Source organism: Variovorax sp. CAN15 (assembly GCF_030462475.1).
Taxonomy (GTDB): domain Bacteria; phylum Pseudomonadota; class Gammaproteobacteria; order Burkholderiales; family Burkholderiaceae_C; genus Variovorax.
The window spans coordinates 26,365-45,728 of record NZ_JASMRZ010000022.1 but is presented as its reverse complement, the minus strand read 5'-3'; the positions used below and the strand labels follow the sequence as shown (position 1 = coordinate 45,728).

Below are 19,364 nucleotides of genomic sequence, written 5' to 3'. Positions count from 1 at the left end.
AGGCGAGGGCTGCGCATGAAGGTCGTCGGTTTCGCCGGCTATTCGGGCGCGGGCAAGACCACGCTGCTCGAGCGGCTCATTCCCGCGCTCAAGCGGCTCGGCCAGCGCGTGTCGGTGGTCAAGCACGCGCACCACAAGTTCGACATCGACCATCCTGGCAAGGACACGTACCGCCACCGCGAGGCAGGCGCCTTCGAGGTGGTTGTCGCCTCCGACAAGCGCCTGGCCGTGATGCGCGAATTCGAGACCCCGGTCGAGCTCAGCGTGCACCAGCTGCTGGCCGAGGTCCACCCGGTGGCCGACTGGGTGCTGGTCGAGGGATTCCGGCACAGCGACGTGCTCAAGATCGAGATCTGGCGCGAGCCCGCGGCGGACGAGCCCGTGCGGCCCGTGCTGTACCCCGACGATCCCTTCGTCGTCGCCGTGGCCACCGATGCGCCGGCCGTCCTGCCGCAGCCCACCGAGCGGCCGCTCTTCGACCTCAACGACGCCGAGGCCATTGCGAAGTGGTTGGTCGACAGTGGTGAGCGCTTCGAATACAACCCCGATCACCATGGCTGATTCACCCGTTCCCTTCGCCGCCTCTTCCTCGCGACCGCCGCTGATGCCGCTGGACGAGGCGATCGCGGTGCTGCTCGCGAAGGCACAGCCGGTGCTGCCTACCGAAAGCGTCGCCACGTTCGACGCCGACGGCCGCGTGCTGGCGCAGGACCTCGTCTCCGGCCTCACGGTGCCGCCGCGCGACAACAGCGCGATGGACGGCTACGCCGTGCGCGTGGCCGACTGCGCCACGCCGGGCGCCGAACTGAAGGTGGCGCAGCGCATTCCCGCAGGCACCGTCGGCACGCCGCTCGTGCCAGGTACTGCCGCACGCATCTTTACGGGCGCCCAGATTCCCGAGGGCGCCGACGCCGTCGTGATGCAGGAAGACACAGCAGCCATGCCGCAGGAAGGCTGCCTCGGCTCGGTGCGCATCGCCATCGTGCCGGTGGCCGGCCAGTGGATCCGCCGCGCGGGCGAGGACGTGGCCTCCGGCGACGTCGTGCTCCGCAAGGGCGAACGCCTGACGCCCGCCGCGCTGGGCCTTGCCGCCAGCGTCGGCTTCGACCGCCTGCAGGTCGCGCGCAAGCCGCGCGTGGCGATGCTCTCCACCGGCGACGAACTGGTGATGCCCGGCGAGGTCGCACCCGACGCGATGAAGCCCGGCGCCATCTACAACTCCAACCGTTTCTTCATGCGAGCCTTGCTGCACCGGCTGGGCTGCGAGGTGAACGACCTGGGCATCGTGCCCGACAACCGCGAAGCCACCATCGTCGCGCTGCGCGACGCGGCCGAGGCGAGCGACCTGATCATCACGACCGGCGGCGTTTCCGTCGGCGAGGAAGACCACATCCGCGCGGCGCTGCAGTCGCTGGGCGAGCTGCAGCTGTGGTCGCTTTCCATGAAGCCCGGCAAGCCCTTCGCCTACGGCTCCATCGCGCGCAGCAGCGGGCAGGGCGCCTGCCATGTGACGGGGCTGCCGGGCAACCCGGTATCGAGCTTCCTCACCTTCCTGATGCTGGTGCGGCCCTTCCTGCTGACGCTGCAGGGCGCCGCGCGCGTGGCGCCCGAGGCGGTGAAGATGCGCGCCGATTTCGACTGGCCGCGCGCCGACAAGCGACGCGAGTTCCTGCGCGTGAGGCGCAGCCCGGCCGGCGGCCTCGACCTGTTCGCCAACCAGAGCTCGGGTGTGCTCACCTCGATGGTCTGGGGCGACGGCGTGGTCGACAACCCGGCGGGCAAGACGATCAAGTCGGGCGAGCTCGTCGACTTCATTCCCTTCGCATCGCTGCTGGGCTGGGCCGCATGAAAGTCCAGGTCCGTTATTTCGCCTCGGTGCGCGAGGCGCTTTCCCGCAGCGGCGAAGCCGTCGAGACGCGAGCCGAGACGCTGTCGGCCCTGCGCGACGAGCTCATCGCCAGGGGCGGCGCCTACGCCACCGCGCTCGCGCGCGGCAAGGCGGTGCGCATGGCGCTCGACCAGGCCATGAGCGACGAAGCCGCGGCCCTGCGGGAAGGCTGCGAGGTCGCCTTCTTCCCGCCCGTCACGGGCGGTTGAGGCGGGCGTCAAGCGCCACGAGGCGCTCGCGCAGGCTGTCGCAGGCCCGGGTCATCGGCGAGCGCAGTTCGTCGGCCATCTCGCCCTTGTGGGCCAGCAGCGCCTTCAGCGGGCCGGGGTTGGGCTCGGCGAAGAGCATTTCCACCAACGGTTGCAGCGGCTGCCATTCGGCGCGCGCCTCGGCCAGGCGGTTTTCCGACAGCAGGCGTACCAGGCGCACGAAGCGGCGCGTCTGCACGTTGCCGCTGGCCGCGATGGCGCCCGCGCCGCCTTCGGCCATGGTGCCGAAGATCTGGTGGTCTTCGCCCGTCAGTACTTGCAGCCGGCCGTCGGCGATCACCGCGCGCGTCTTGGCCATGTCGCCGCCGCAGTCCTTGATGCCGCGTATGCGGGGATGCGCGGCCAGCGCCAGCAGCGTCTCGCGGGTGATGGTGACGCCGGTGCGGTAGGGAATGTCGTACACCAGCACGGGCACCGAGCTGGCGTCGGCGATGGCGCGGAACCATTCGAGCAGGCCGGCCTGCGAGGGGCGCACGTAGTACGGCGCGGATACAAGCAGGCCTGCCAGCGGGCGTTCGGAGAGCTTGCGTGCCCATGCCGTGGCCTTGCCGAGGTGGTAGCCGGAAATGCCCATCACGACCGGCAGGCCGCCTGCGGCTTCCAGCACGGTGTCCAGCACGGCCAGTTGCTCGGCCTCGTCGAGCGCGGCGGCCTCGCCGGTGGAGCCGCAGGGCACGAAGCCTGTCACGCCGTCGTTCGCGAGCCGGCGGACCAGCGCGGCAAGCGCGGCGTGGTCCACGGCGCCATCGCGCAACGGGGTGACGAGGGCCACCCAGAAGCCGGAAAAATCGGGGGTGGTTGGGTCTTGTTGTTGAGGCACGCGGGGCTTCCTTTCAGGAATCGACCTATGGAAAGAACCATCGTCCGATGCGCGCGCAACCCAGTGAGGGGCCAAAAGCCTTCTGCAGGTTCCGTCGCTCATCCGACGACGGAACCTCGGCTCCGGTCAGACGAGCTTTGGTTTTTTGGCTTTGTCGTTGCTGCTGCTTTGGCCAGCGCGGCGGTCTTCGAGGCGCGAAGGCACCGGGAAGAGCGTGGGCGTGGCAAGGCAGGGCATCGGCAGAGTCTATCGCGATGACACAATTCGGACATGAGCCTTGCCCGTGTTTCGATCCAGACGAACGATTTCGACCTCTCGCGGGAAGTCGCCGCGTTGCGTGTCGGCGACAAACGCGTGGGTGCCGTCTGCAGCTTCGTAGGCACGGTGCGCGACCGCAACGACGGCAGCAGCGTTTCGTCGATGGAGCTGGAGCACTACCCCGGCATGACCGAGAAAGCCATCGAGGCCATGATCGACGAGGCGCACAGGCGCTTCGACATCCTCGGTGCACGCGTGATCCACCGCGTGGGCCTGCTGCAGCCGGAAGACCAGATCATGATGGTGGCGGTGGTGTCGGCGCACCGAGGCCAGAGCTTCGAGGCCTGCGAGTTCCTGATGGACTACCTCAAGACCCAGGCGCCCTTCTGGAAGAAGGAGCAGACGCCCGAAGGCGCCCGCTGGGTCGATGCGCGCGTGGCCGACGACGCGGCCCTGGCGCGCTGGGGCATAAGCGCCCCGAACGCCTGATCTGCCTCTTGTTCCCTCTCCCCTCGGGCAGAGGGTTGGGGCGAGGGCGGCAGCGCTCGTTCGACCGCACGTTCTTGTGAAGGCCGCGGGCCCTCACCCCAGCCCTCTCCCCGAGGGGAGAGGGAGCAAGACTTCAGAGTGGCTTGAAGCCGCTCGATTGAATGATCTTTTCCCAGGTCTGGGTATAGGTGCGCACGCGGCCCGCGAATTGGCCCTGCGGCTCGTAGCCCACCGTCAGCCCCATCGTCGTGAGCTTCTGCTTCACGTCGGGCATGGCCAGCACCTTCTGCAGCGCGTCGCCGTACTTGTCGATGATGGGCTGCGGCGTGCCCACCGGCGCGAAGATGCCGTAGTAGGGCAGGTCGTCCAGGTTCGCGAAGCCCAGTTCGGTGAAGGTCGGCACGTTCGGGATCACGGCCTGGCGCTTGGCGCCGATGGAGGCCACGATGCGCAGCTTGCCGGCCTTGTGGTTCTCGATGAAGTCCGGCACCGAAGCGATGCCCGCGGTGATCTGGTTGCCCAGCATGTCGGCCGTCATGGGCGCGCTGCCGCGGTAGGGGGCGGGCTGCACGTCGATCTTGTACTTGTCCGAGATCATTTTCACGAGGAACTCGGGGATCGAGGCCGGCGCCGGGATGCCGATGGTCTCCTTGCCGCCCTTCTGCGTGCGGACCCACTTCACGTACTCGTCGATGCTCTTGGCCGGCGTGCCGCCCGACACCGCCAGCACGTTGGCGAACGTGGCGAAGCCGGCCACGGGCACGAAGTCGGTGGCCGGGTTGAAGCCCGGGTTCTTCACCACCTGCGGCAGGATCGAGATGGTGTGGTCGTGCGACAGGAACAGCGTGTGGCCGTCGGCCGGCGAAGACTTCAGCACCGTCGCCGCGATCTGCCCGCCCGCGCCGGCGCGGTTCTCGACCACCACCGGCACGCCCAGCACGTCCTTGAGCTTTTCGCCCAGCGTGCGTGCAATGGCGTCGCTGCCGGCGCCGGCGGGGAAGCCCACCAGCAGGCGGATGGGGGTGCCGCTTTGCGCCTGCGCAAGGCCGGACAGGCCCATGGCGGCTAGAAAGAGGCCCACGCTGATCGCCCGGCGCACCGGTTGAACGCGCCGCATTGAAAAAACCATGATCGACTCCATTCGAGAGAGAGAAATGCCTACGGGCGGAAGATGAGGGATCCTCTGCAATACCCGTGCCCAGGGGACCGGGAAGTGCCGGGAGGACCGGCAACCTTGAATCGTGCCCGAACAGCCCTATTTTGGATGCAGGAATACCACCATGCGACAAGACAAACTCACCACCAAATTTCAGGAAGCGCTGGGCGACGCACAGTCGCTGGCGCTGGGCAACGACAACGCCTACATCGAACCGGCCCACCTGCTGCTCGCGATGCTGCGCCAGGACGACGGCCCGCGCGCCCTGCTGGAGCGTGCCGGCGTCAACGTCCCTGGCCTGACGCAGGCGGCCGAGGCCGCCATCAAGAAGCTGCCGCAGGTGCAGGGCCACGACATCGTGCAGGTCGGCCCCGAGCTCGGCAAGCTGCTGCAGGCCACCGAGAAGGAAGCCCTCAAGCGCAATGACCAGTTCATCGCCGGCGAGCTCTTCCTGCTGGCGCTGGCCGACAGCAAGGCCGACGTCGGCAAGATCGCGAAGGAAAACGGCCTGAGCCGCAAGTCGCTCGAGGCCGCCATCGATGCCGTGCGCGGCGGGCAGGGCGTGAACAGCGCCGACGCCGAAGGCCAGCGCGAAGCCCTCAAGAAATACACCCTCGACCTCACCGAGCGTGCCCGCCTGGGCAAGCTCGACCCGGTCATCGGCCGCGACGAGGAAATCCGCCGCGCCATCCAGGTGCTGCAACGCCGCACCAAGAACAACCCCGTGCTCATCGGCGAACCCGGCGTGGGCAAGACCGCCATCGTCGAAGGCCTCGCACAGCGCATCGTTGCGGGTGAGGTGCCCGATTCGCTCAAGGGCAAGCGGGTGCTGTCGCTCGACATGGCTGCGTTGCTGGCCGGCGCCAAGTTCCGCGGCGAGTTCGAGGAGCGCCTGAAGACCGTGCTCAACGAGCTCGCGAAGGACGAGGGCCAGACCATCGTCTTCATCGACGAGCTGCACACCATGGTGGGCGCCGGCAAGGCCGAAGGCGCCATGGACGCCGGCAACATGCTCAAGCCGGCGCTCGCGCGCGGCGAGCTGCACTGCGTGGGCGCCACCACGCTCGACGAGTACCGCAAATACATCGAGAAAGATGCAGCCCTGGAGCGCCGCTTCCAGAAGATCATCGTGGGCGAGCCCAGCGTGGAGGCGACCATCGCCATCCTGCGCGGCCTGCAGGAAAAATACGAAGTGCACCACGGCGTGCAGATCACCGACCCGGCCATCGTGGCCGCGGCCGAATTGAGCGACCGCTACATCACCGACCGCTTCCTGCCCGACAAGGCCATCGACCTGATCGACGAGGCTGCGGCCAAGATCAAGATCGAGATGGACTCCAAGCCCGAGGTCATGGACCGGCTCGACCGCCGCCTGATCCAGCTGCAGATCGAGCGCGAGGCCGTGCGCCGCGAGAAGGACGAGGCCTCGCAGAAGCGCCTGGGTCTGATCGAGGGCGAGATCGAGAAGCTGCAGAAGGAAATCGCCGATTACGACGAGATCTGGCAGGCCGAGAAGGCCCAGGCCCAGGGCAGCGCGCAGGTGCGCGAAGACGTCGACAAGATCAAGTTCCAGATCGAGGAATGGAAGCGCAAGGGCGACTTCAACAAGGTCGCGGAGCTTCAATACGGCCAACTGCCGGCGCTCGAGAAGCGCCTGAAGGAAGCCGAAGCCAATGAGGCCACCAAGGGCAAGTCGAGCGCGCCCACGCTGCTGCGCACGCAGGTCGGCGCGGAAGAAATCGCAGAGGTCGTGGCGCGTGCCACCGGCATTCCGGTCGCCAAGCTGATGCAGGGCGAGCGCGACAAGCTGCTGGTAATGGAAGACAAGCTGCACGAGCGCGTGGTCGGTCAGGACGAGGCTATCGGTGCGGTCGCCAACGCGATCCGCCGCTCGCGTTCGGGCCTTTCCGACCCGAACCGCCCGACCGGCTCGTTCCTGTTCCTCGGCCCCACGGGCGTGGGCAAGACCGAGCTGTGCAAGGCGCTCGCGGGCTTCCTGTTCGACAGCGAAGACCACCTGATCCGCATCGACATGAGCGAGTTCATGGAGAAGCACTCGGTCGCCCGCCTGATCGGCGCGCCGCCGGGCTACGTGGGCTATGAAGAGGGCGGCTATCTCACGGAAGCCGTGCGCCGCAAGCCCTACAGCGTGGTGCTGCTCGACGAGGTCGAGAAGGCCCACCCGGACGTGTTCAACGTGCTGCTGCAGGTGCTGGACGATGGCCGCCTTACCGACGGCCAGGGCCGCACCGTGGACTTCAAGAACACCGTGATCGTGATGACGAGCAACATCGGCTCGCCCATCATCCAGGCCATGGTGGGCAAGCCCTCCGAAGAGATCAAGGAAGCGGTTTGGGACGAGCTGAAGAACTACTTCCGCCCCGAGTTCCTGAACCGCATCGACGAGACGGTCGTGTTCCATGCGCTCGACGCGAAGAACATCGAATCGATCGCAGCGATCCAGCTCAAGGTGCTGCAGGCGCGGCTCGCGAAGATGGATCTGGGGCTGGAGGTGTCGCCTGCGGCGCTGGCGGAGATCGCCAAGGTCGGCTTCGACCCGGTGTTCGGCGCGCGTCCGCTGAAGCGCGCGATCCAGCAGCGCATCGAGAACCCGCTGTCGAAGCTGCTGCTCGACGGAAGCTTCGGGCCGAAGGACACGATCGAGGTCACGACCGACCCGATCCTGTCGCCGGGGCAGTTCTCCTTCCGCAAGGCGGGGGAACCAACGGCGGCCGCTTCGGCCTAAAGTCGGATGATGAACTTCGTAATACGCGTCATTCTTCTGCTCCTGGGGCTGGTCTTCGCGGCCAGCCTGGCCGTGGCGGTCATGCTGCTGGCGGCGGTCTGGGGTGTTCGCTACGCCTGGGGGCGTCTCACGGGCAAGCCCGTGACGCCTTGGGTCATGCGTTTCAACCCGCGCTCGGGCTTCGATAAATTTCGTAATGCGGCACAGCCGGCCGAGCCGACCGCCGCCGACGTGGCCAATGCGCGGGCACGCGGCGAATCGGTGGAGCGCCCGGTGCGTATTCGCGGCAGCGCCAGCGACGTGACCGACGTGTCGCCGAAATCGGTTTCGCGCGGCTGAGCCTGCGCTATTCCACGCGCGACAACCCGTCGCGCGGTTCGCCGTCAGAATCGTCCTCCTGCAGCCGCCGCTTCTTGCGGCTTTCGCTTTCATCAGGAGAGACATTCCATGACATCGCGCGACATCTTCGTGGTCGGCACCGCCCGCACCGCCATCGGCACCTTCGGCGGCTCGCTGAAGGACGTGCCCAACACCCAGCTTGCCACCACCGCCGTCAAGGCCGCCATCGAACGCAGCGGCGTCGCGGCCGATGCCATCGGCCATGTGGTCATGGGCAACGTGATTCCCACCGACGTGAAGGACGCCTACCTGAGCCGCGTCGCGGCCATCGACGCGGGCTGCCCCATCGAGACGCCGGCCTTCAACGTCAACCGCCTCTGCGGCTCGGGCCTGCAGGCCATCGTGTCGGCGGCACAGGCCATCGCGCTGGGCGACTGCGACATCGCCATCGGCGGCGGTTCGGAGTCGATGAGCCGCGGCCCGTACTTCGACACATCGGCCCGCTATGGCGCACGCATGGGCGATGCGGTGCTGGTCGACTACATGCTCGGCATCCTCCACGACCCGTGGGAGAAGATCCACATGGGCATCACCGCCGAGAACGTCGCCGCGCGCTACGGCATCACGCGCGAGCAGCAGGACGAGCTGGCGGTGCTGAGCCAGCAGCGCGCGGCGGCCGCCATTGCCGCAGGCCGTTTCAAGGAGCAGATCGTTCCGGTCGAGGTGAAGACGCGCAAGGGCGTGGTGCTGTTCGACACCGACGAGCACGTGCGCGCCGATACCACCGTCGAGACGCTGTCGAAGATGAAGCCCGCGTTCAAGAAGGACGGCCTCGTCACCGCAGGCAATGCCTCGGGCATCAACGACGGCGCCGCCGCCGTGGTGCTGGCCGAGGGCGGCCGCGTGAAAGCACTGGGCCTGAAGCCTCTGGCGCGGCTGGTGGGCTATGCACACGCTGGCGTGGAGCCCGCGTACATGGGCATCGGCCCGGTGCCGGCCACGCGCAAGGTGCTGGAGCGCACCGGCCTGAAGGTGAGCGACTTCGACGTGATCGAGTCGAACGAAGCCTTTGCGGCACAGGCCTGCGCGGTCATCAAGGAGCTGGGCTTCGATCCGGCCAAGGTGAATCCGAACGGTTCTGGCATCTCGCTGGGGCATCCGGTGGGTGCGACGGGCGCGATCATCGCGACGAAGGCGATTGCGGAGCTGCACCGCACGGGCGGCCGTTACGCGCTGGTGACGATGTGCATCGGCGGCGGGCAAGGCATTGCGGCCGTCTTCGAAAGAGTCTGAGCGCCATGCTCCGCCGACCCATCCTGATCGACCCCGACGAGGTCGACTTCAGCGCCATCCGGGCGCAGGGTGCGGGCGGGCAGAACGTCAACAAGGTGTCGAGCGCGGTGCACCTGCGCTACGACATCCACGCCAGTTCGCTGCCGGCCGACGTGAAGGAGAGGCTGCTCGCGCTGCGCGACAGCCGCATCACGCAGGAAGGCGTGTTCGTGCTGAAGGCGCAGCAGCACCGCACGCAGGAGATGAACCGTGCCGACGCGCTCGTGCGGCTGCAGGCGGTGGTCGACAGCGTGGCCATCGCGCCGCGCTTGCGGCGCGCCACCAAGCCGACCTATGGCTCGAAGCAGCGCCGGCTCGAAGGCAAGAGCCAGCGATCGCAGATCAAGAGCTTGCGCGGACCGGTGCGGGACTGATCCCGCGATCCTGCCGCTCGCGGGCCTTGTCGCAGGGCGATGCAATCTGGTACGAATCGAGTGCAAAGCCCCTGCTTTACGGGTCTGAAACATCTCCCCAGGACAATCGCACTCATGAGAAGGCCCCTTTCGCGCGCCGTGCTGTCCGCATTCCTGCTGGCTCCGGCCGCGGCGCTACTGGGCGGATGCGGCCCGGGAGCCGCAGCGCAACCGGACGCAGGTGCTGCAGCAGCCCCCGAACTCAAGTGGGAGGAACTGATCCCCAAGAGCTGGGACCCGACGAAGCGCTACCGCAACATCAGCCTCGAAGCCCTGCGCGACAACGATCCGCGCGCAATCCAGATGCTCGACGAGATGCGCGCCGTGTGGGACAACGCCCCCGTCAACGTGGCGCTCGATGGCAAGCCGGGCAAGCTCGCCGGCTTCGTCGTTCCGCTGGACAACACGCAGGAGGGCATCCGCGAATTCCTGCTGGTGCCGTACTTCGGCGCCTGCATCCACACCCCGCCGCCGCCCGCCAACCAGATCGTGCACGTGGTCGCGTCCTCGGTCGTGAAAGGCCTGCACGCGATGGACACGGTGTATGTCAGCGGCACGCTGAAGGCGGCGCGCTATTCGTCGGCTGACATGGGCGTGAGCGGCTACGAGATCAAGTCGGCCTCGGTCGAGCGCTTCGTGCCGAAGCAGCCGCAATGACGGGCCGCGCTCAGCCGCCCATGCGCTGAGACAAAAAATCCAGGAACGACGTTATGCGCGCCGACAGCTGCGTGTTGCGGTAGTACACGGCATTCACCGGCTGGCGCACGTCGGCAGTTTCCTTCGCCAGCACCTGCACCAGCGTGCCGTTGGCGCGGTCGATGCCCGTCATGAAGTCCGACAGGCAGACGATGCCCACGCCCGCCAGCGCGAGCTGTCGCAGCGTCTCGCCGCTCGATGCCACCAGCGTGGGCGCGATGTTCCATTCGTCGCCATGCACGCCGCGCAGCGGCCAGCGGTTCAGCGACTCGGGCTGCGTGAAGCCCAGCAGCGTGTGCTCGGCCAGGTCGGCCACCTTGCGCGGCTTGCCGTGCACTTCGAGGTACGCGGGGCTCGCCAGCACGCGCAGCCGGTGCGTGCCCAGCGGCCGCGCATGCAGTGTGGAGTCGCGCAGCGGGCCGATGCGGATCGCCACGTCGGTGCGGCGCTCCAGCAGGTCGATGGGCAGGTCGTCGGTGTCCAGCTCCAGGCTGATCTGCGGATAGAGCCTGCGGAACTCCGGCACCAGCGGCACGATGGCGTGCAGCATGAAGGGCGAGGCCGCGTTCACGCGCAGGCGGCCCACGGGCTGCTGGCGGCGCGCGGCCATGTGCTCCTCGGCGTCGTCGATGGCATCGAGGATCGCGCGCGTGCGCTGCAGGAAGGCCGCGCCTTCTTCCGTGAGTTCGAGCCGCCGCGTGGTGCGGCGAAGCAGGGTGGTGTCGAGCTTCTGCTCGAGCCGGCTCAAGGCGCGGCTGATGCCCGAGACCGTCTGCGACAGCTGCTCCGACGCGGCCGTGATCGAGCCCGTGTCCACCACCGTGCGGAACGCGACGAGTTCTTCGATGGTGGTCTTCATGGGGGCCGCGGCTCGGTCTTCTTCAGGCGGCTTCCTCTGCGGCCGCCGGCACTTCGACGCGCGGCATCAGAGCCGCCAGCGCCTCGCCGTCGGTGCGGTAGCTGAAGAGCATCGGCCCCGGCGCCAGCAGGCCGGCGCTTTCCAGCACCTGCATCGCGGGCAGCTTCATGCCGCTCAGGTGCAGGCGGATGCCCTTGGATTCCATCATCCGGCGGATCGAGCCGAACACTTCGGCGCCGGTGATGTCGATGCGGTTGATCGGCTGCGCGAACAGGCAGACGTCGGTGAGGTCGGGCCGCTCGGCCAGCGCCACCGTGAGCGCGCGTTCGAGCGTGGAGGCCGATGCGAAGTCGAGCTCGGCGTCCATGCGCAGCGCATAGAGGTTCGGCGCCAGCGGCGGCAGCTTCCAGAGGTTGCGGTCGCGCAGGCTGCCGTCGGGGTGCAGGCCCACCTCGATGATGCGCGGGTGCAGGTGCCGGTACATGTAGTGCGCCAACGCGGCCAGCAGGCCGCCGAGCACGCCCCAGTAGATGCTCGGCGCGGTCGCGATGGTCAGCACGAAGGTGCCGAAGGCGATGCCCGCCTCGATGCGCGAGATGCGCCACAGCGCGGTGAAGCTCGCCGGCTTCACCAGCCCCAGGATGGCCGTGACAACCACCGCCGCCAGCACCGCCTGCGGCACGTGATACAGCAGCGGCATCAGCCACAGCAGCGCACCGGCCACCACGACCACGCTGAAGAGCGTCGCCCAGCCGGTCTGCGCGCCCGCATACAGCGTGATAGCCGAGCGCGAAAAGGAAGAACTCGTGGGAAAGGCGCCCGTGAAGCCCGAGGCCAGCTTGGCCAGGCCCTGGCCGATCAGGTCCTGGTTTTCGTTCCAGAGCGTGCCGGCGCGCGCGTTGTCGACCTTGGCGCTCGAAGCGGTTTCGAGAAAGCTCACCAGCGTGATCATCAGCGCCGGCAGCACCAGCGCGCTGAAGGTGCCCGGCGGCAGCAGGCCGGGCCAGTAGAACGAAGGCAGGCCCGAGGGCAGAGTGCCCACCACCGCGCCGCCGCGCAGCGCGTAGTCGGCCAGCCAGCTGATGGCGGCCGCGCCGGCCACCAGTGCCATCGTGGTCGGAAAACGCGGCAGCAGCCGCTTGCCCAGCCACAGCACCGCGATGCTGCCCAGGCCGAAGGCGATGGCCACAAGGTCGGGCAGCGGGCCGCCGCCACGCAGCACCTGCGGAATGGTCCGCCCGGTGAAGCCCAGCAGCGCCGGCAGCTGCGAGATGGCGATCAGCACCGCCGCGCCCTGCGTGAAGCCGATGAGCACCGGCGCATTCACCAGCCGCAGCAGCCAGCCGAAGCGGCCCGCACCCAGCACGATCTGGATGGCGCCCGACATCAGCGTGAGCCACACCGCCATCGCCACCCACTCGTCGCTGCCCGCCACCGCCAGCGGCGCGAGCGAAGCGCCCACCAGCAGGCTCGTGAGCGCCGTCGGACCGACCGACAGCCGCTGCGACGAGCTGAACATCACCGCGATCAGCGCCGGGAAGAGTGCCGCGTACACGCCCGTCACGAGCGGCATGCCCGCCAGCGCCGCATAGGCCACGCCTTGCGGAATGACCATCAGCGCCACGGTGATGCCGGCCGTCGCCTCGTTGCGCAGCAGCGCGGCTGAGGGACGGTGCCAGGCAAGGCACGGAATCCAGCGCGAAAGCCGCTGGCGCAGGGGGGAGGAGGGGGTAGCCGGGGTCATGGATGATGGCGGGCGCACGGGGAAAACTGCAGGGCACATGCGCGGTGCGCCGCGCGGGAGCGATGCGGAATATGGGGCGGGGTCAGATCAGCGACGCTGCGTTCTTGAGCACGTAGTCGCAGGCCTTTTCCTTGACCTTCGACGACAGCCCCTTGAAGTTCAGCGACTTGCCGTCGCCGCCCTGCAGCAGGCCCTTGGCGCCGCTGGCGAAGCCGGTTTCCTGCTTCTTCTGGCCGGTGATCTTGGCGAGGAGCTTGTCTTTCACCGAGGCCGCGTCGCCGCCCAGGTAGTTGTTCTTCACGCAGTACTGAAGCACACCGGCCGCGTTGCCCATGGTGCTGGAGCCGATGGCGGGCATCTTGAAGCCGAGGCTGCTGCCCAGGTTGCCGAGCGCCGATCCGCCCGTGCTGCCGCCGCTGCCTTGCGAGTTGGCGCTGGCGGCTTCGCCGGCCTTTTCCTTGAGCTGGTCGAGCAGGTTGTTGGCCTGCGCCGAGGCGCCTGCTGCGAGCAGCGCGAGGGCGATGAGGGTGGAGCGGGCGTGCATGTTGTCCTCCTGTCGGTAGCGTGGTGGAAAGCGGCCACCAGCATAACGGAGACGCCGGGGGCGAAGCCCCGCTGCAGTCGCCCTCGCGCCTGTGCTTACTTCGAACGGGGAGTGCGCTTTTCGAGCAGTGGCGCGCTGGTGCCCTGCACGCCGACGAGGCCGAGCACCGTCACCAGCGAGTTCTGCGCACCCTTCCAGCCGTCGGTCACGTCGATCCACTCGCTGAGCGCGTGGAAGCCGCCGGTCTTGCCGCCGCCGCCGATGATGATGGCCGGGATGCCCAGCGACATCGGCACGTTGGCGTCGGTGCTCGCGCCCGTGAGCAGCGTCTTGTGGCCGAAGGCGGCGTTCGAGCGCGTGGCGGCCTCGACGATCACCGTGTCCGACTGCGTGCGGCCGCCCGGACGGTCGCCGATGAGCTTGGTGCTCACGCTCAGCGTGTTGACGTTCCAGCGCTTGTTTTCCTCGGCCACGGCTTCGTCGATGGCGGCGAGGATCTTCTTCTCGGTCTCGAGCAGCGGCGCCATTTCGTCGGAGCGGATGTCCACCGCCATGCGCGCGTCCGGCGCGATGGTGTTGACAGAAGTGCCGCCGCCGACCGTGCCGACGGTGAACGTCGTCTTCGGGAAGCTCGGCGTGCGGATGTCGGCGATCTTCGCGATGGCGCGGCCCATGCCGTGGATCGCGCTCGGCACCTGGCCGAATGCGCCGTAGCTGTGGCCGCCCGGGCCCTTGAAAGTCACTTCGTAGCGGTGGCTGCCGGTGCCCAGCATCAGCACCGAGCCATCGGGCGCGGGCTCCAGGCCGACCATCCCGTCGATGTCGAGGTTGTCGCGAAAGATCGCCTTGATGCCGCGCAGGTTGCCGAGCTCTTCCTCGCCCACGTTGCCAACGATGAGCAGGTCGCCCACCGTCTGGATCTTGTTGTCGTTGAGCACCTTGAGCCACGACAGCAGCACCGACAGGCCGCGCGTGTCGTCTGAGATGCCGGGTGCGTAGAGCTTGCCGTCGCGCTCCTTGACCTTCACGTCGGTGCCGGCCGGAAACACCGTGTCGAGGTGGGCAGAGATCAGCAGCTTCGGCCCGTTGCCCGTGCCCTTGCGCAGGCCGACCACGTTGCCTTCGGCGTCGATCTTCGCGTCCGTCAGGCCGAGGGCCTTCATGCGGGCGAGAAAGGCTTCGGCGCGCTTCTGTTCCTTGAAGGGCGGCGCCTCGATCTCGGTGAGCATCTTCAGGTCTTCCACCGAGCGGTCGTGGTCGGCCTTGACCGAATCCAGCAGTTTCTGGATGGCGGGCGAGGCCATCAGCTGGGTGTAGGCCTTGTCCACTTCCGGGCGCACCTGCGTGGGCGTGGCCGCGACGCTGCCGCTCTGGGCGTGCGCGAGGCCTGTGGCGGCGGAGGCCAAGGCCAAAGCGAGGGCAAGGGCGATCGGGGCGAGGCGAGGCGACACGGGGCGGGGCATGGTGCGGGATGTCCTTGTAGTTGAGGCTGACCAGGTCGGGGCGAGCGGCGCCGGTGCGACGCCGTCGTCAGTGATTCTTATGGCTGTGTTAGGAGCGCGCTCTGGTTTAATCTTCCGCGTTGTCAGTTTTTCTAACGAAGCCCTCATGCGCCGCCATATTCCGAGCACCCGCGCGCTGCTGATCTTCGACGCGGTGGCCCGCCATCACGGCGTCGGCAAGGCCGCGGAGGAGCTGTGCCTCACGCACAGCGCGGTGAGCCAGCAGTTGCGCCAGCTGGAGACGCAGATCGGCGTGCGGCTGGTGCAGCGCACCGCGCGCGGCACCGGGCTCACCGAGGCAGGCCAGCGCTACCACGGCCAGATTTCAGGCGACTTGCTGCGCCTGCAGAACCACACGCTGGAAGCCATGGCGCAGCGCACCGACGGCCTGCGCCTGCTGGTCGGCGCGGTGCCGGTGCTGGCCGAGGGCTGGCTCACGCCGCGCCTGCCGGAGTTCATCGGGCTGAACCCGGGCTGCAGCCTGCATCTGCAGGTGTTTCCTACGCATCTCTACATGGAAGACCAGCCGTTCGATGTGGGCGTGCAGTACGACGACGCCGTGTGGCCCGGCGCGAACGCGCTGCCGCTGATGGGCGAATCCTGCGTTGCCGTTTGCTCGCCCGGCGCGAAGGGCCGGCCGGCCATGGCGCGCGGCGACTTCCGCGCGGCGCCGCTGCTGCAATTGCGCACGCGGATGGGCGCGTGGGAAGAGTGGTTCGGCCAGGCCCCGCATCTGCGCGCGCCGGAGAACCTGGTGGCGGGGCACCGCTTCGACCTGTTCTCGTCGCTGGTCGCGGCCGTGCGCGCCGATCTGGGCGTGGGGCTGGTGCCCGACTACTTCGTCGAGCGCGAGCTGCGTTCGGGCGAGCTGGTGCTGGCCTGCCCGCACCGGGCACCGTCGAGCCGGGGCTACAGCGTGTTCGTGGCGCCCAGCCGCACAGACGATGCTCTGGTCGGCGCCTTCGTGGAGTGGCTGCGCGCGGCAGCCGCGCAGGCCGCGCCGCAGGAACTGAAGGCCGCCTAGGCCCGGCGGAAGAGCAGCACCGAGTTCGTGCCGCCGAAGGCGAAGGAGTTGCTGATGGCGGCTTCGAGCGCGGGCGCCGCGGTGTCGTCCTGCATGACGAGGTTCATCCGGCATTCCGGATCGATCTCGCGGCAGTTGGCGTTGGGCGGCAGTTGCCGCTGCTGCAGCGCCATCACGGTGATGAGCGCCTCGATGGCGCCGGCCGCGCCCAGCATGTGGCCATGCAGCGCCTTGGTCGAACTCACGCGCAGCGTGTCGAGGTCATCGCCCCACACCTCGGCCAGCGCGTTGCGCTCGACCACGTCGCCGATGCGCGTGGCCGTGCCGTGCGCGTTGCAGTAGCCCACGTCGCGGGGCTGCAGGCCGGCCTCGCGCAGTGCGGCGCGCAGCGCGCGGGCCTGCCCCGGTGCATCGGGCTTGGTGAGGTGGGTGGCGTCGCTGCTCAGCCCCCAGCCGGCCAGCGTGGCGTAGCTGCGGGCGCTGCGTGCACGGGCGCGTTCGGCGGATTCGAGAACGAGGAAGGCCGCGCCTTCGCCCAGCGCGAAGCCGCTGCGGTCGGTGGCGAAAGGCCGCACCGCGCCGGCCGCCTCGCCGGGCTGGAAGCCGGCCAGCGTTGCCATGGCCTGCCAGGCCACCACCACGCCGGGCACGATCAGCGCTTCGCTGCCGCCGGCGATGGCGATGTCGACCTCGCCGCGCTGCACGGCCTTGGCCGCCTCGGCGATCGCGGCAGAAGAGGAAGCGCAGGCGACCGAGTAGGTGAGCACCGGGCCCTTCACGCCCTGGCGCATGGCCACGTGAGCGGCCGGTGCGTTCGGCATGAAGGCGGGAATGGTGAGTGGGGAAACGCGGCCGTTGCCGCGATAGGCCGCTTCGAGCGCCGCCGCACCGCCCATGCCGCAGCCCGAGAAGACGCCGACGCGCTCGGGATCGGCGTCCGATGTGGAAAGGCCGGCATTGCGCATCGCCATGTCGGCGGCAGCCACGGCCAGCTGGCTCACGCGGTCGACACCGGCGAGCTGCAGCTTGGTGAACCAGCGGGTCTCGTCGAAGGCTACGGTGGCGGCCGCTGCCGGCTTGGGCAATTCGGGAAAGACGGGCTGTATGGCCGACCGGCCCTGCAGCAGGGACTGGAACAGCGCGCCGGGCTCGTCGCCGTGCGGCGCCACGACGCCCAGCCCGGTGACGGCGACTTCGTGGTTCACGACGCCGACGCGGCCTTCTCGGCCCTGACCTTGTCGACCAGCACGGAGAGCTCGGCCAGGGTGTCGATGTTCGCGTCCTCGTCGGGCATGACGATGCCGAAGTGGTCTTCGATGGCGAACAGAAATTCGGCCAGGGCCAGCGAATCGAGCCCGCCGGTTTCACGCATCGACGCGTGGGGGTCGAGCTTCGACGGTTCGATGCCGTACTTCTCGTGGATCAGGTCCTGCAATTCCTTCAGCGAACTCATCGTGCAATGCCTGTCGTCTCGTGTGCCGCCGATCGATCGCCGCCCGCTGCGGTCCTTTGAATCAATCGATCCCTTCCTCGTCGGCCAATGGTGAGTGTGGTCAATGTTTACGGATGATATCCGCTCCCACCCGAGGGGCATCCTCTCGCTGGCGGGCGCCGGGCCGCCAGCGCATCGAAGGCAGGGCGAAAGCCATGCCCAGCAGCGCCCCGGCTGCCACGTCCAGCGCCACATGCTGCTTGACCGCCAGTGTCGAATAGGCAATGGCGGCGAACCAGGCCCAGTTGAGTGCCCGCCACCCGGCGGGCGTGCGCGTTTCGCGCAGCACGTCCTCGATGCGGATGGCCGTGAAGATCGCCACCGCCACATGCATCGAGGGGCAGGCGTTGCCCGCCGCGTCCACGCCCTGCAGCATCGCGAAGCCTGGGTAGCCGGATACGTCGATGGCCAGGGGGGGGATCTGGGTCGGCCAGAAGTAGAAGATGCCCAGGCCGGTGATGCACAGCCCGCCGATCCACAGCCCGTAGACCACCAGCTCGCGGAAGGTGAGCTGCAGCCCCGGCGCGATGCCCACGTACACCCACAGCGAGAGGTACGGCCCCAGCAGGTAGGGCTGGAAGGGCAGCAGGCGGTCCAGCGGCGTCAGCGGCATTACCTCGACCGGAAAGGACGGGTTGCGCAGCAGGTGGAAGTAGCCAATGAAGAACAGCCATGTGAAGACCGTGGTGCCGACCGCCTTCAGCAGGAAGTGCCGGCGCACGCGCAGCCAGATGTCGGCGGTCCACCTGGGTGGCCGGGCGCCGGGCGCCATGTTCAGGGAGATCGGTGAGTGCATGGTGTTGCTTGTCGGGCGCCGATCTTGCCAGAGCGCCGTGAAGCCCCCCACCCGGCTCTCGCGCATCAGGCGGGCGCGGGCCGCTTGCGGTGCTGGAACGAGGTGGGCGAGCGGCCGGTGGCGGCCTTGAACATCGCGCAGAAGGCGCTGTCGGTGGCGTAGCCGCTGGCGGCCGCCACCTGGCTCACCGCCATGCCGCGCGCCAAGAGCGGCAGCGCATGCGCCATCACGGCCTGCTGGCGCCACTGCTGCCAGCTCATGCCGAGCTGGTCGCGGAAAAGGCGTGCCACCGTGCGCTCGCTGGCGCCGATGGCTGCGGCGCGCTCGGCCAGCGTGGCGCGGTCGGCCGGGTTGCGCAGCAGCGTCTCGCAGAGCTGGCGCAGGCGCTTGTCGGTGGGCAGCGGCACGTCGATGCGGATCTGCGTGGCGCGCTCCAGCTCGTCGACCAGCAGCGGCGCGATCATCCGCTCGCGCTGCGGCGCGTGCGCATCGGCCGTCGGCAGGCCGTCGGGCGTGGTGTCGAGCGCGAGCATCAGCGCGCGCAGCAGGGGGCTGATTTCGAGCACCTCGCATTTCTCCCATGTGGGCGCGATCCAGGCGTGCAGGTAGACGGTGCGCAGCTCGGCGTCTTCGATCAGCGTGATGCTGTGCGGCATGTTGGCCGGCACCCAGAGCGCGCGCGAGGGCGGCACGATGTAGCTGCCGTCCTGCGTGCTCAGGCGGATCACGCCCCGGGTGGAGAAAGTGAGCTGCGGCCACGGGTGCTCGTGCAGTTCGACGAGCGTGTCGGCGCTCAGGAAGTGCTCCTTGGCGCGCAGCGGCCGCACCGCGTCGGGCGCGTAGAGGTGCGGCGTGAGGGAGGCAACGCTATTGATCGGGGTAGGCCCGCGCAGCCTGGCGGCGGACGCGGCGCTCCTGGAAGTGGGTGAGGCGGCGCTTGGCATGGTTTCGACAAATGTTGTCGCTGTATCGCCATTCTGCCGCGTCCCCGAGGCAT

General features: G+C 68.6%; 20 protein-coding genes. 10 read left to right on the top strand and 10 right to left on the bottom strand.

Going from position 1 to position 19,364, the window contains the following annotated elements:
• Positions 1 to 15: 15 nt before the first annotated feature.
• From mobB to moaD, 3 genes are read left to right on the top strand one after another with little or no spacing between them, the layout of a single operon-like run.
• The gene (gene mobB, locus QMO14_RS16090) at positions 16 to 561 is read left to right on the top strand and encodes a molybdopterin-guanine dinucleotide biosynthesis protein B (protein ID WP_301508305.1); all 546 of its coding nucleotides are present in this window, start codon (positions 16 to 18) and stop codon (positions 559 to 561) included.
• Entirely contained in the window at positions 554 to 1,849 is a 1,296-nt protein-coding gene (glp, locus tag QMO14_RS16085) for a gephyrin-like molybdotransferase Glp (protein WP_301508304.1), read from the top strand. Before mobB ends, glp begins: the two co-directional genes overlap by 8 nt.
• Positions 1,846 to 2,097 (top strand): molybdopterin converting factor subunit 1, encoded by a 252-nt coding sequence (gene moaD / locus QMO14_RS16080; RefSeq protein WP_301508303.1) that lies wholly within the window; start codon positions 1,846 to 1,848, stop codon positions 2,095 to 2,097. The genes glp and moaD overlap by 4 nt, the downstream gene beginning before the upstream one ends.
• Here moaD and dapA read toward each other — a convergent pair.
• Complete coding sequence (gene dapA / locus QMO14_RS16075) at positions 2,084 to 2,977, bottom strand: 4-hydroxy-tetrahydrodipicolinate synthase (RefSeq protein ID WP_301508302.1); 894 nt, start codon at positions 2,975 to 2,977, stop codon at positions 2,084 to 2,086. The two genes, moaD and dapA, sit on opposite strands and share 14 nt — an antisense overlap.
• A gap of 270 nt (positions 2,978 to 3,247) precedes the next feature.
• Here dapA and QMO14_RS16070 point away from each other — a divergent pair, with 270 nt between their 5' ends.
• On the top strand, positions 3,248 to 3,724 hold the full coding sequence (locus tag QMO14_RS16070) for a molybdenum cofactor biosynthesis protein MoaE (RefSeq protein WP_301508301.1): 477 nt from the start codon (positions 3,248 to 3,250) through the stop codon (positions 3,722 to 3,724).
• A gap of 133 nt (positions 3,725 to 3,857) precedes the next feature.
• Here QMO14_RS16070 and QMO14_RS16065 read toward each other — a convergent pair whose 3' ends face one another.
• Positions 3,858 to 4,853, bottom strand: coding sequence for a Bug family tripartite tricarboxylate transporter substrate binding protein (locus tag QMO14_RS16065; protein ID WP_301508300.1), 996 nt, complete (start codon positions 4,851 to 4,853; stop codon positions 3,858 to 3,860).
• A 151-nt stretch (positions 4,854 to 5,004) separates the two neighbouring features.
• On the opposite strand from QMO14_RS16065, the gene clpB reads away from it, so the two are divergent.
• The 5 genes from clpB (at position 5,005) to QMO14_RS16040 (ending at position 10,367) form a co-directional block, all read left to right on the top strand.
• The gene (gene clpB / locus QMO14_RS16060; protein ID WP_301508299.1) at positions 5,005 to 7,626 is read left to right on the top strand and encodes an ATP-dependent chaperone ClpB; all 2,622 of its coding nucleotides are present in this window, start codon (positions 5,005 to 5,007) and stop codon (positions 7,624 to 7,626) included.
• A 6-nt stretch (positions 7,627 to 7,632) separates the two neighbouring features.
• Positions 7,633 to 7,965, top strand: a complete 333-nt coding sequence (locus QMO14_RS16055) for a hypothetical protein (protein WP_367618158.1) — start codon at positions 7,633 to 7,635, stop codon at positions 7,963 to 7,965.
• A 108-nt stretch (positions 7,966 to 8,073) separates the two neighbouring features.
• Positions 8,074 to 9,258 (top strand): acetyl-CoA C-acyltransferase family protein, encoded by a 1,185-nt coding sequence (locus tag QMO14_RS16050; protein WP_301508297.1) that lies wholly within the window; start codon positions 8,074 to 8,076, stop codon positions 9,256 to 9,258.
• A 5-nt stretch (positions 9,259 to 9,263) separates the two neighbouring features.
• A complete protein-coding gene (arfB, locus tag QMO14_RS16045; protein WP_301508296.1) occupies positions 9,264 to 9,671 on the top strand; it encodes an alternative ribosome rescue aminoacyl-tRNA hydrolase ArfB in 408 nt (135 codons plus the stop codon).
• 114 nt (positions 9,672 to 9,785) lie between these two features.
• Positions 9,786 to 10,367, top strand: a complete 582-nt coding sequence (locus tag QMO14_RS16040) for a DUF3299 domain-containing protein (protein WP_301508295.1) — start codon at positions 9,786 to 9,788, stop codon at positions 10,365 to 10,367.
• A gap of 10 nt (positions 10,368 to 10,377) precedes the next feature.
• Here the strand turns inward: QMO14_RS16040 and QMO14_RS16035 are convergent, their stop codons facing one another.
• The 4 genes from QMO14_RS16035 to QMO14_RS16020 all read right to left on the bottom strand — a co-directional run bounded on the left by QMO14_RS16035 (position 10,378) and on the right by QMO14_RS16020 (position 15,016).
• On the bottom strand, positions 10,378 to 11,265 hold the full coding sequence (locus tag QMO14_RS16035; RefSeq protein ID WP_301508294.1) for a LysR substrate-binding domain-containing protein: 888 nt from the start codon (positions 11,263 to 11,265) through the stop codon (positions 10,378 to 10,380).
• 22 nt (positions 11,266 to 11,287) lie between these two features.
• Positions 11,288 to 13,009, bottom strand: a complete 1,722-nt coding sequence (locus tag QMO14_RS16030; protein WP_301508293.1) for a SulP family inorganic anion transporter — start codon at positions 13,007 to 13,009, stop codon at positions 11,288 to 11,290.
• An 82-nt stretch (positions 13,010 to 13,091) separates the two neighbouring features.
• Positions 13,092 to 13,553 carry a DUF2501 domain-containing protein gene (locus QMO14_RS16025; RefSeq protein WP_301508292.1) on the bottom strand — a complete coding sequence of 154 codons (462 nt, stop codon included), beginning with the start codon at positions 13,551 to 13,553 and terminating at the stop codon, positions 13,092 to 13,094.
• A 95-nt stretch (positions 13,554 to 13,648) separates the two neighbouring features.
• Complete coding sequence (locus tag QMO14_RS16020) at positions 13,649 to 15,016, bottom strand: M20/M25/M40 family metallo-hydrolase (RefSeq protein WP_301508291.1); 1,368 nt, start codon at positions 15,014 to 15,016, stop codon at positions 13,649 to 13,651.
• 145 nt (positions 15,017 to 15,161) lie between these two features.
• Here QMO14_RS16020 and QMO14_RS16015 point away from each other — a divergent pair, with 145 nt between their 5' ends.
• The gene (locus tag QMO14_RS16015; RefSeq protein ID WP_301508289.1) at positions 15,162 to 16,079 is read left to right on the top strand and encodes a LysR substrate-binding domain-containing protein; all 918 of its coding nucleotides are present in this window, start codon (positions 15,162 to 15,164) and stop codon (positions 16,077 to 16,079) included.
• On the opposite strand, the gene QMO14_RS16010 is transcribed toward QMO14_RS16015, so the two are convergent.
• The 4 genes from QMO14_RS16010 to QMO14_RS15995 form a co-directional block, all read right to left on the bottom strand.
• Positions 16,076 to 17,284: a beta-ketoacyl synthase gene (locus QMO14_RS16010; RefSeq protein ID WP_301508288.1), complete on the bottom strand. Its 1,209-nt coding sequence runs from the start codon at positions 17,282 to 17,284 to the stop codon at positions 16,076 to 16,078. The genes QMO14_RS16015 and QMO14_RS16010 overlap by 4 nt on opposite strands.
• On the bottom strand, positions 17,281 to 17,532 hold the full coding sequence (locus QMO14_RS16005) for an acyl carrier protein (RefSeq protein ID WP_301508287.1): 252 nt from the start codon (positions 17,530 to 17,532) through the stop codon (positions 17,281 to 17,283). Before QMO14_RS16005 ends, QMO14_RS16010 begins: the two co-directional genes overlap by 4 nt.
• Before the next feature lie 100 nt (positions 17,533 to 17,632).
• Complete coding sequence (locus QMO14_RS16000; RefSeq protein ID WP_301508286.1) at positions 17,633 to 18,367, bottom strand: phosphatase PAP2 family protein; 735 nt, start codon at positions 18,365 to 18,367, stop codon at positions 17,633 to 17,635.
• 65 nt (positions 18,368 to 18,432) lie between these two features.
• The gene (locus QMO14_RS15995) at positions 18,433 to 19,311 is read right to left on the bottom strand and encodes a helix-turn-helix domain-containing protein (protein WP_301508285.1); all 879 of its coding nucleotides are present in this window, start codon (positions 19,309 to 19,311) and stop codon (positions 18,433 to 18,435) included.
• Positions 19,312 to 19,364 lie beyond the last annotated feature (53 nt).

What these genes read in the sequence shown, in the direction of transcription:
- QMO14_RS16025 (WP_301508292.1), bottom strand. Translation starts at nt 13,553, where the DNA reads ATGCACGCCCGCTCCACCCTCATCGCCCTCGCGCTGCTCGCAGCAGGC.
- QMO14_RS16040 (WP_301508295.1), top strand. Translation starts at nt 9,786, where the DNA reads ATGAGAAGGCCCCTTTCGCGCGCCGTGCTGTCCGCATTCCTGCTGGCT.
- QMO14_RS16055 (WP_367618158.1), top strand. Translation starts at nt 7,633, where the DNA reads ATGATGAACTTCGTAATACGCGTCATTCTTCTGCTCCTGGGGCTGGTC.
- QMO14_RS16065 (WP_301508300.1), bottom strand. Translation starts at nt 4,853, where the DNA reads ATGGTTTTTTCAATGCGGCGCGTTCAACCGGTGCGCCGGGCGATCAGC.
- mobB (WP_301508305.1), top strand. Translation starts at nt 16, where the DNA reads ATGAAGGTCGTCGGTTTCGCCGGCTATTCGGGCGCGGGCAAGACCACG.
- QMO14_RS15995 (WP_301508285.1), bottom strand. Translation starts at nt 19,311, where the DNA reads ATGCCAAGCGCCGCCTCACCCACTTCCAGGAGCGCCGCGTCCGCCGCC.
- arfB (WP_301508296.1), top strand. Translation starts at nt 9,264, where the DNA reads ATGCTCCGCCGACCCATCCTGATCGACCCCGACGAGGTCGACTTCAGC.
- QMO14_RS16035 (WP_301508294.1), bottom strand. Translation starts at nt 11,265, where the DNA reads ATGAAGACCACCATCGAAGAACTCGTCGCGTTCCGCACGGTGGTGGAC.
- QMO14_RS16005 (WP_301508287.1), bottom strand. Translation starts at nt 17,532, where the DNA reads ATGAGTTCGCTGAAGGAATTGCAGGACCTGATCCACGAGAAGTACGGC.
- glp (WP_301508304.1), top strand. Translation starts at nt 554, where the DNA reads ATGGCTGATTCACCCGTTCCCTTCGCCGCCTCTTCCTCGCGACCGCCG.
- QMO14_RS16000 (WP_301508286.1), bottom strand. Translation starts at nt 18,367, where the DNA reads ATGCACTCACCGATCTCCCTGAACATGGCGCCCGGCGCCCGGCCACCC.
- QMO14_RS16050 (WP_301508297.1), top strand. Translation starts at nt 8,074, where the DNA reads ATGACATCGCGCGACATCTTCGTGGTCGGCACCGCCCGCACCGCCATC.
- clpB (WP_301508299.1), top strand. Translation starts at nt 5,005, where the DNA reads ATGCGACAAGACAAACTCACCACCAAATTTCAGGAAGCGCTGGGCGAC.
- moaD (WP_301508303.1), top strand. Translation starts at nt 1,846, where the DNA reads ATGAAAGTCCAGGTCCGTTATTTCGCCTCGGTGCGCGAGGCGCTTTCC.
- QMO14_RS16070 (WP_301508301.1), top strand. Translation starts at nt 3,248, where the DNA reads ATGAGCCTTGCCCGTGTTTCGATCCAGACGAACGATTTCGACCTCTCG.
- QMO14_RS16030 (WP_301508293.1), bottom strand. Translation starts at nt 13,009, where the DNA reads ATGACCCCGGCTACCCCCTCCTCCCCCCTGCGCCAGCGGCTTTCGCGC.
- QMO14_RS16015 (WP_301508289.1), top strand. Translation starts at nt 15,162, where the DNA reads ATGCGCCGCCATATTCCGAGCACCCGCGCGCTGCTGATCTTCGACGCG.
- QMO14_RS16020 (WP_301508291.1), bottom strand. Translation starts at nt 15,016, where the DNA reads ATGCCCCGCCCCGTGTCGCCTCGCCTCGCCCCGATCGCCCTTGCCCTC.